Below are 6,975 nucleotides of genomic sequence, written 5' to 3' on the forward strand. Positions count from 1 at the left end.
CAATGATGTGCGCTACTTCGGCCAAAGGCATGTCGTGGGGAACGCAGTCGATATCAGTGCGCGGGATCATTGTGTCCTGCACCTGAAGATCGTTGAAGCGCAAAATGCCAAGCAGCATGGACTCCTCATCGGGTTCCACTTCGCCGTCGGCGCGTGCTTCGAGAATGGCTTTTTCCAGAGATTCCTGATCGTCGTGCCCGAACAGTCTGCTCAGGCGCGACCAGATGGTACTATGACCTTCCGAGCCGCCGTCCAATGTAGTCTCCTTGGTTGGAAATGGGGCCGGGTGCGCGTGCAGCGCAACCGATGGCCTTCATCGCACATACAGCCGTTTTTACTGCCGGGGTGGCCCGTTTTCAGCAAGTTTCGGCCTTTGATGGTCATCACAACTAGAGCAGTTTGCGCTGCTCCATATCCATATGCATGACCCACTGGGTAATGGGCGACACCCCGCGTGAGGGCGTGCTGTGAAACCAGTGGATATCCGATTTGCCCTGCTCCAGCACTGCCCAGTTGGTAAATTCCGTACCGAGCACAAGAGCCGGGCTTGAGCCTTCATGCACACGGGCATGCAAAACCGTGCAGGTGCACCAGAAGGTGATAATTTTTTCATCCTTGCCCATATGGTAGATGATGAGACAAAGTAACTGCGAACCTTTGTCCAGGTCAACAGGCTTGATGCCCAGATCTTCCATAGGAAAGCGCAAAGCCATGCCCGTGGCCGAAATATTTTCTACCTGCACGGGCTCTTTTTCCATACCGCGCTTATAGTGCAGCAGGGGGCGGCTTATTTCTGAGGTACTGCGCGGTATGGGCTTGCTGGAATCAATTTCCCATACGCCAATAACGCTCACCTTGTCCTTGGGCGGTTTGATGCGAATGAAGACGCGCTTCTGCCCCGCGGCCAGATCTTCAGGTGAGGTGAGCCGCAGCTGGGATTTCTTGCGTCCCGAGTCTACGCTTTCAATAACCGAGCGGAATTTGTAAAAAGTGGGGCCTTCGGGCAGCGTTGCGCGAAAGTACACTTCCACAGTCACGCCCACCAGCTCTTGTGATACGAAGCTCAACACCTCCATCCCCAGGGATGTGGGGGAGATGTTCTGCAACAGTGCGGCCAGGCCTTTATGAGTTGCGCTCGTGTCCAGAATTTTGATGTCGAATATTTCGTTCTGGCCCTGGGCGGTTTCCAGCATCTGGCGGATAATGCCCTTGCGCCGCGCCGCCTGGCGCTGCCGCTGAAGATATGTCTGCGCAACGATGGCCGTTATGCAAAAGACCACCAGCACGGCGATGCAAACCAGAAGAAGTTGTTTACCCGTCATGTATTCACCAATAGACGTTTTGCTGCGCAAAACGGGATGTGTAAGCTCGTCCTGTAATGGGGCGGCGCGAAAGCACAGGCGCGCCTTCGGGCTCGTTATGCATGCTTGAAAACATCAGAGCAGCCCCAGCTTGTGCAGGTGTATTTCCAGGCAGCCCACGGCTGCTGGCGTTACCCCGGAAATGCGTCCGGCCTGTCCCAGGCTAAGTGGGCGTACCCGATCAAGCTTTTCCGTTACTTCACGCGAAAGCCCAGCTACTGTGGCATAATCCATATCAGGGGGCAAGGCTGTGGATTCAAGTCTGGCCGTGCGCGCGACAAGTTCGCGCTGGCGGGCCAGATAGCCAGCATATTTTATTTCCGTTTGCACGCTTTCGCACGCTGCCGCTCCGGCCAGAGACATTTCTTCTTCCAGAAAAGCGCCAACATCGGCCAGAGGACCGGGAGGGCAGGCCCTCAATTGGCCAGCAATACCCTGCAAGTCCAGTTCCGGCCTGCGCAGAGCCTCTGCAATCGTGCGCCCTCCGGGCAGGCTTGCGCCCGAAGCCGCGCTGTCTTCAGTGCTTGCAGCAGCCTTATTATGCTTGTCGGCAGGAATACGCGTTTGCTCAAGGCCTGTGCGCAAGCGGGCTGCGGCATCCTGCTTGCGGCAGAACGTGTTCCACTGTGCGTCGCTCACCAATCCCAGCTTGCGCCCCAGAGGCGTCAGGCGCACATCGGCATTGTCCTCGCGCAGCAGCAGGCGGTGCTCTGCGCGGGAAGTGAACATGCGGTAGGGCTCCTGCGTGCCGGAGGTGACAAGGTCGTCAACAAGCACTGCCACATAGGCTTCGTCGCGGCCAGGAAGGAAGGGCGGCAGATCGCGCAGGCGGCAGGAGATATTCAGTGCGGCCCACAATCCCTGTGCAGCCGCTTCTTCATAGCCGGAAGTGCCGTTGATCTGCCCGGCCAGCCACAAGCTGGGCACAGCCTTGCTTTCAAGGGTGGGCATGAGCTGCACCGGGTCGGAAAAATCATATTCAATGGCATAGCCGGGCCGCAGCATGACGGCGTTTTCCAGACCGCGCACAGCGTGTATCATAGCCAGCTGCACGTCCAGCGGCAGGCTGGTGGGAACGCCGTTGGCATAAACTTCTGCGCTGTCGAGCCCTTCCGGCTCAAGGAATATCTGGTGGCGTTCCCTGTCAGGAAAACGTGCGACCTTGTCCTCGATGGAAGGGCAGTAGCGTGCGCCGGTTCCCTTGATGATGCCTGTAAACATAGGGGAACGGTCAAATCCGCCCCGGATGATTTCGTGGGCGCGGTCGTTGGTCCAGGTTATGTGGCAGGGAAGCTGCGGCAGCACGGGGCCGGGACCGTGAAAACTGAAGGCCGGGGGCGGATCGTCGCCTCTTTGTTCCTCCAGCACCGAGTAGTCTATGGAAGAGTTCAGCAGGCGAGGCGTAGTGCCAGTTTTGAGGCGGCCAAGCTCAAAACCCAGTGTGCGCAGGCTGTCTGAAAGGCCAATGGCAGGGGCGTCGCCCAGGCGTCCTCCCGGGATGCTGGTAAGCCCCATATGGATGCGCCCGTCCAGAAATGTTCCTGTGGTCAGCAATACATGACGGGCAGAAAAGCTGAGTCCCTGCGCCGTGCGCACGCCAGTGGCGCGCTTGTCGCTGGAGGTTATTTCAGTGACGGAGTCCTGCCAGATGCGCAGGCCAGGCGTGGAGTACAGGGTTTTTTGCACAACGCGCTGGTAGGCCAGACGGTCCATCTGGGCGCGGGTGGCGCGCACGGCAGGGCCCTTGCTCATATTGAGCACGCGAAACTGTATGCCGGCGGCATCGGCCCACAGGCCCATCATGCCGCCCAGAGCGTCAATTTCGCGGGTCATGTGTCCCTTGGCAAGGCCGCCAATGGCCGGATTGCACGAAAGATAACCCAGGCGGTCAAGGTTGCCGCTGATGAGCAGCACGCTGTGTCCCATGCGGGCCAGGGCCACGGCGGCTTCGCAGCCTGCGTGGCCGCCTCCGGCTACAATGCAGTCAAATATGGCAGTATTGGTATCAGACATGAGCGGGGTTCATAAGTATGTGAGTGAAGACCTGGGCATCTTTAATGGTAGCTGCAATAGAGGAACTTTCGTTGGGCTGGTGGCAGGTGCTTGCAAGGCAGCTCCACACTGCGGCGGCCAGGTCACGCTGGCGCAACTGGGCCGCCACCGTGGCTCCGCCAATGCCGAGAGTTTTGGCTTCGACGCCGTAAACGCGGGCCACTGCGGCGCTGAGAGCAATAACCACCGGGCTGGTTTCAGCCACGCTGGAAGCTGCCTGTTGCTGCACTACGCTGACCTCTATCTGTACGCCGTGGCGTTCCTCAACCTCGCTTGCCAGCGCGCGTACCTTGTCCAGCACGGCCTGCGGGTCTACCTGCGGTAACAGACGGCAATCCACATAAAAAACGTCACTGCCCGGCACAGTATTGATATTGGGCACATTGGCCTCGTGCTTGCCGGGCACAAAGGTGGATGTTGGCGGGTTGAACAGGGTGTTGGTATCGCCAAAGGCGGCCCGCAGGCCGTTATGGCAGGCCAGCGCCATATCTGCCCCGGCCAGAAAGGCATTGCGGCCTTTCTGGGGGGTGGAGGCATGACACTGCACCCCGGTGGTGCGCACCTTGAGCCAGAGCTGGCCTTTTTCCGCCACTTCTATGACATCGCCACGGCGGGCCCCTGCGTCAGGTACAATGTAGAGATCGTTCTTGCTGAAAAGTTCGGGCGACGTCTTGAGCAGATATTCCAGACCGTAGGCGCTGCCCGTTTCTTCATCGGCCATGAAGACAAGACCCAGACTCAACTGGGGAACAACATGCCGCTGGTGCAGTTCTTCCGCCAGCAGCAGCATGCTTGTTATGGCCTGCTGGTTGTCTTCAACCCCACGGCCAAAGAGCAGATCGCCTTCACGGCGCACCTGCCAGGGGTCGGACTGCCATGCCGCCAGATCGCCAGGGGGCACGACGTCCATATGGCCGAAGAGCCACAAGGTGCGCTTTTCTTTGCCGGGAATGCGGGCAACAAGATTGGGGCGTTGTCCTGAAGGCACGCGGGAATCCGGGGCGTCAATGCGCAAAATGTCTGTTACGCCGAATGCCTCAAGCCATTGCGTAATAAGGGCTGCCTTGGCTTCTTCGCCGTCGCCGCCATTATCGGGCCCCAGAGCAGGGCAGGCGGTAAGGGCGCTTTGCAGGGCAACCACGCGATCTTCGCGTCCAGCCAGGCCGCGTAACAGGGCGTCCATATCTTTGTGCATGTGTTTCCCCCGACTTTGAAGCAAAGCTGTTCTGAAAATATGCTGACAGCTGCGAGAGCAGACAGTCATCGTGTAAAGCAGGTTGATGCAGCCGCCTTGTCAGGTCGTGTATGAGCGTTTTGCCTGCGAACGCGCACTGCTATTCCTGACCTGCCACAGGCGTATTACTGTTTGAACGCTTACCCGTGAACTGTCTGCAACGATTTGTTTTCAAATCGTTGCCGCTAGGCAGCCGCAGGCTTGCGCCGCTAGGCTGCTTCAGGGTTAAGGCATCAACGATAACACGCCTGACGGTGAACAGGTCGTGCCGTTTGAACGCAATGCGGCCCGGTGTCTGCCGGAATCCGTATTTTTGTCACAATACCAATGTCGGCGGCAACGCAGTATGACGTCAATTTTCTCTATGCCTGCCCGTGGCCGGGATCAAGCATTCTGCGGGCATTCTGGCAGAAAACGCAAAGGGCTGCTCAAGCAGCCCTTTGAGAAAAATCCGCGGTATGCGCTGCCCCGGCATGATCCAAAGAAACGGAAAACGGCTCCGCGCCGCACGGGCGAACCCGTTGACGGAACAAAAGCCGAAAATCCGATGTCTTCCATCCATGTTCGAATACGGGCAAAACCCGTATCTGGCATGCTTCGCCTGCGCGGAAACGCGCATTGCCCACATGAACCGCATCTGAACATATCCAGACGATCGGCCAATGAGCAGACGGTCTGGTCTAGCGACCCTTGGCAGCGCGCTTGGACGCCTTGAGGGGGTTGACCTTGGCGCCAGAGCCAGTCTGGGTCTTGAGATGGGTGGCGAAGTTACAGCGGCCACCGACCCACTTTTTAGAGGGAACGGGGTAGCTGGAGCAGAACTGCTCTTCACCAAATTCACGCACGCGGTCACAGCCAGTACACTGTTCCACCACCGGCGAAAGGACAAAACCGTTAAGCACCACACCATCAGCGGTATTGGTGGCGTTTTCCAGAGCGGTCATAGCAAAACCTCCATGCGCAGAAGCGCCGTATTGCGAAATAGCGGCGGCACAGGGCCGCCGGTTCGGAATGGAGAAATATAGCCGAACATGAGGCGCTGTCAAGAGGGCAAAGGGCGGGAATTTCCCGCCGGAAGCCAAACTGGGCAGAAGACAGCTGCTGGTGGCTTACCGAAGCACGGCCTATCTGGCGGTTTTTTCAGGCTATCGGCTTGCGTGCAGGCCTCATGCGTGCGCTGTCATCCCGCGAACAAAATTGCGCACCTGTACCATTTCACGGCACAGGGCCTCATAGTCAAAGCGGGTGAACCTTCCGTCCATATACACAATTTCGCCGTCTACCATTGTCATGCGGTTTTCCATGCCTGTGGCAGCGTATACGAGATGTGAAACAACATTATACATGGGCTGCATATTGGGCGTGGTCAGGTCAAGGGCCACGCAGTCAGCGGCCTTGCCTACAGCAAGACTGCCAAGGCGCTGGTCGTGCATGGCGGCGGCTCCGCCCAGAGTGGCCATATCCAGCACGGTTTGGGCGGGCAGCAGGGTAGAATCCATACCCGTAAGTTTGTGGAGCAGGGCAGTGCGGCCCATTTCGGTGAACATATTCAGGCGGTTATTGCTGGCGGCTCCGTCTGTGCCCAGGGCTACGGGCATGCCGCGCTCAAGCATGGCGGGCACAGGGGCTGTTCCTGAGGCAAGCTTCATGTTTGAAGACACGTTGTGGGCCACCACAGCGCCGCTGGCAGCCAGAAAATCCAGTTCTTGCGGCGTCACATCCACTACATGGGCAAGGGTGCAGGGGGCGTCTAGCAGGCCCATGCGGTGACAGTAGGTTGTGGGTCTGCTGCCGTGCGTGTGAAGGCATATCTGGGTCTCTTCTGCAGTTTCAGCCAGATGAAAATGCAGGGGCAGGGCAAGCTCATAAGCAAGATCACGGCAGGCAGCCAGAATTTCAGGGGTGGTGGTGTAGACGCTGTGCGGATTGACCCCAATGCGCAGGCGGGGGTGGTTGGCGTATTTTTCGGCCAGAGCCCGGGTTTCATCAAGAACGGCATCCGGCCCGGAGAACGCTGCGGAAGGAAAGGCAAACACGGCCTCTCCGCCCAGGCAGCGCAGTCCTGCCTCATCAGCGGCGGCCAGCGCGGCTTCTTCGAAAATATACATGTCTACGCAGGAGGTAGTGCCGGTGCGCAGCATTTCGGCATATCCCATAAGGCTGCCCAGACGCACAATTTCAGGCGTAAGTTTTTGTTCGACCGGAAATATGCGGTTGTTGAGCCATTCCATCAGGGGCATGTCGTCTGCAAGGCCGCGTAAAAAGGTCATGGCCGCGTGGGTGTGCGCATTGACAAGGCCCGGCATCAGCACGGACTGTCCAAGGTCC

The 6,975-nt window shown here is 58.5% G+C and carries 5 protein-coding genes and 1 pseudogene; all 6 read right to left on the reverse strand.

Translation table 11 applies throughout. The features are described from left to right. Window positions 1-256 (reverse strand): annotated as a pseudogene (locus QM579_RS10035) (magnesium/cobalt efflux protein); the annotation flags it as partial. A 133-nt stretch (window positions 257-389) separates the two neighbouring features. Further along, the gene (locus QM579_RS10040) at window positions 390-1,322 is read right to left on the reverse strand and encodes a hypothetical protein (RefSeq protein ID WP_414999021.1); all 933 of its coding nucleotides are present in this window, start codon (window positions 1,320-1,322) and stop codon (window positions 390-392) included. Between the two features lie 114 nt (window positions 1,323-1,436). Further along, window positions 1,437-3,374, reverse strand: coding sequence for a tRNA uridine-5-carboxymethylaminomethyl(34) synthesis enzyme MnmG (gene mnmG / locus QM579_RS10045; RefSeq protein ID WP_414999022.1), 1,938 nt, complete (start codon window positions 3,372-3,374; stop codon window positions 1,437-1,439). Beyond that, entirely contained in the window at window positions 3,367-4,608 is a 1,242-nt protein-coding gene (locus QM579_RS10050; protein WP_414999023.1) for a M20 family metallo-hydrolase, read from the reverse strand. Before QM579_RS10050 ends, mnmG begins: the two co-directional genes overlap by 8 nt. A gap of 719 nt (window positions 4,609-5,327) precedes the next feature. Beyond that, window positions 5,328-5,591, reverse strand: coding sequence for a PxxKW family cysteine-rich protein (locus QM579_RS10055; RefSeq protein WP_414999024.1), 264 nt, complete (start codon window positions 5,589-5,591; stop codon window positions 5,328-5,330). 222 nt (window positions 5,592-5,813) lie between these two features. Beyond that, a partial coding sequence (locus QM579_RS10060) for an amidohydrolase (protein WP_414999025.1) occupies window positions 5,814-6,975 on the reverse strand: 1,162 nt, incomplete at its 5' end.

The sequence above is a fragment of the Desulfovibrio sp. genome, from assembly GCF_047607245.1.
In the GTDB taxonomy this organism is placed as follows: Bacteria; Desulfobacterota; Desulfovibrionia; order Desulfovibrionales; family Desulfovibrionaceae; genus Desulfovibrio.

What these genes read in the sequence shown, in the direction of transcription:
- mnmG (WP_414999022.1), bottom strand. Translation starts at nt 3,374, where the DNA reads ATGTCTGATACCAATACTGCCATATTTGACTGCATTGTAGCCGGAGGC.
- QM579_RS10050 (WP_414999023.1), bottom strand. Translation starts at nt 4,608, where the DNA reads ATGCACAAAGATATGGACGCCCTGTTACGCGGCCTGGCTGGACGCGAA.
- QM579_RS10040 (WP_414999021.1), bottom strand. Translation starts at nt 1,322, where the DNA reads ATGACGGGTAAACAACTTCTTCTGGTTTGCATCGCCGTGCTGGTGGTC.
- QM579_RS10055 (WP_414999024.1), bottom strand. Translation starts at nt 5,591, where the DNA reads ATGACCGCTCTGGAAAACGCCACCAATACCGCTGATGGTGTGGTGCTT.